Origin of the sequence: uncultured Marinobacter sp. (genome assembly GCF_963974375.1) — a bacterium.
GTDB lineage: Bacteria > Pseudomonadota > Gammaproteobacteria > Pseudomonadales > Oleiphilaceae > Marinobacter.
On the sequence record NZ_CAXBDN010000435.1, the window covers coordinates 1 to 1838 of the forward strand.

Annotated in this window: 4 protein-coding genes; 3 read left to right on the top strand and 1 reads right to left on the bottom strand. The window is 59.4% G+C overall.

Annotated elements, in window-relative coordinates; translation table 11 throughout:
• The 3 genes from AAC035_RS21125 to AAC035_RS21135 form a co-directional block, all read left to right on the top strand.
• Positions 1-206 (top strand): hypothetical protein (locus AAC035_RS21125; RefSeq protein WP_339807090.1); only part of this gene is annotated, 206 nt, incomplete at its 5' end.
• Between the two features lie 46 nt (positions 207-252).
• On the top strand, positions 253-465 hold the full coding sequence (gene ccoS, locus AAC035_RS21130; protein WP_339807091.1) for a cbb3-type cytochrome oxidase assembly protein CcoS: 213 nt from the start codon (positions 253-255) through the stop codon (positions 463-465).
• Entirely contained in the window at positions 465-1163 is a 699-nt protein-coding gene (locus AAC035_RS21135; protein ID WP_339807093.1) for a sulfite exporter TauE/SafE family protein, read from the top strand. The genes ccoS and AAC035_RS21135 overlap by 1 nt, the downstream gene beginning before the upstream one ends.
• A 15-nt stretch (positions 1164-1178) precedes the next feature.
• Here AAC035_RS21135 and ttcA read toward each other — a convergent pair.
• On the bottom strand, positions 1179-1838 hold a 660-nt coding region (gene ttcA, locus AAC035_RS21140), incomplete at its 5' end, for a tRNA 2-thiocytidine(32) synthetase TtcA (RefSeq protein ID WP_339807092.1).

The window sequence follows — 1838 nt, forward strand, 5'->3', positions numbered from 1 at the left end:
AGAATATGTTCTGGGCACTGGGGTATAACCTCTGCGCCCTGCCTGCAGCCGCAGCCGGACTGGTACCGCCCTGGCTTGCAGCAATTGGCATGTCACTGAGCTCACTGGTGGTGGTACTGAACGCCCTGCGGCTGAGCCGGGCTCAGCCACCGCCAGCGGATACCAGCCTTGGCGCAAAGGGCAAGGTGATGACAGCCAATGGCTGACCCGGCTGCCCTGTAAACCCGAACGAACACCAACGGATGCGTTTTTGTGGAAATTCTCGTTTTTCTGATACCTGTTTCTCTGATACTGGTGGCCGGCGGGATCGTTTTGTTCAACTGGGCGGTAAAAAACGGCCAGTACGATGACCTGGAAGGACCCGCCCACCATATTCTCTACGACGACGACAAGGACATGATTCCGGAAGAGTCGCGCCAGCCCCAGGACAAAAAGGACCCGGACGCAACGGACGACAAGGCGTGATGGAATCCGGCCTTGCCCTCAGCTATCCGGCCGCTTTTGTCATCGGACTGCTGGGCAGCACACACTGTCTCGGCATGTGCGGAGGCATCAGCGCATCGCTTTCGATGACTCTGCCTGTGGGTCGGGGGTTCCGTTTTCGTCAGGGGCTGTTGCTGCTGGCATTCAACGGCGGGCGCATCAGCAGTTACGTCCTGCTGGCCACACTGGTCGCGTTGCTGAGTACCAGTGCCGCGGCTCAGTGGACGGCGCTCGGGCCACTGTTCCGGACCCTGGCCGGGCTGCTGCTCATCGCCATGGGACTGTCCATGGGGCAATGGTGGCAGGGGATCCGTCATATCGAGCGCTTCGGTGGCCCGGTCTGGCGCCGGCTTCAACCACTGACCGCCAAGGTCCTGCCGGTAAGGCATCCCGGCCAGGCCCTTGCTCTCGGGGCACTCTGGGGCTGGCTGCCCTGCGGACTGGTATACAGCACCCTGGGCTGGGCCGCGCTGCAACCGTCAGTGGCCAGCGCGGCAGTCACCATGCTGAGCTTCGGTCTGGGCACCCTGCCCTCAATGTTTGCCACTGGCCTTGCCGCCAGCTCGATCCAGTCACTGAGGACCAACCGGGGTTTCAGGCGGATTTCCGGCGCCCTGATGATCGGGTTCGGATTATGGACCCTGCCCTGGGCCATGCTTTTCAGCCAGGGCGGCCATTAGCAATCAGACGGGACACTAGAGGTTCAGAACATCCAGCCGGCCAAAATCAGGCTCCGCTTCCGGGGTCTTTTGCACCAGTGGCCTGGCCATTAGAGACTCGCCATTGGCAAAGTCGTAGAGTGCCGGATCTGCCAGATGGGACGGCTCGACGTTGCACATGGCCCGGAACATGGATTCTATTCGGCCGGGATACTGCGTGTCCCAGGACTGCAGCATGTCCTTGATCATCTGGCGCTGCAGATTTTCCTGGGAACCACACAGGTTACAGGGAATGATCGGGTATTCCCGCAGTGTGGCAAAGCGGGCAATGTCTTTCTCGCGGCAATAGGCCAGGGGCCGGATCACCGTATTGCGGCCATCATCACTGAACAGCTTCGGCGGCATGGATTTCAGTTTGCCACCATGAAACATATTCAGGAGCAGGGTTTCCAGAAGGTCATCACGATGATGACCCAGGGCAATCTTGGTGATGCCATGGGCTTCGGCAAAGTTATAGAGAATTCCCCGACGCAATCGGGAACACAGGCCACAGGTGGTCTTGCCCTCCGGAATCTTGTCCTTGACGATGCTGTAGGTGTCTTTCTCGATGATGTGGTATTCAATACCGAGTTTTGCCAGATACTCCGGCAATACCTGTTCCGGGAATCCCGGTTGTTTCTGATCCAGGTTCACCGC

Bases quoted from the DNA above. Each gene is read 5' to 3' on its own strand.
- AAC035_RS21135 (WP_339807093.1), top strand. From the start codon at position 465: ATGGAATCCGGCCTTGCCCTCAGCTATCCGGCCGCTTTTGTCATCGGA.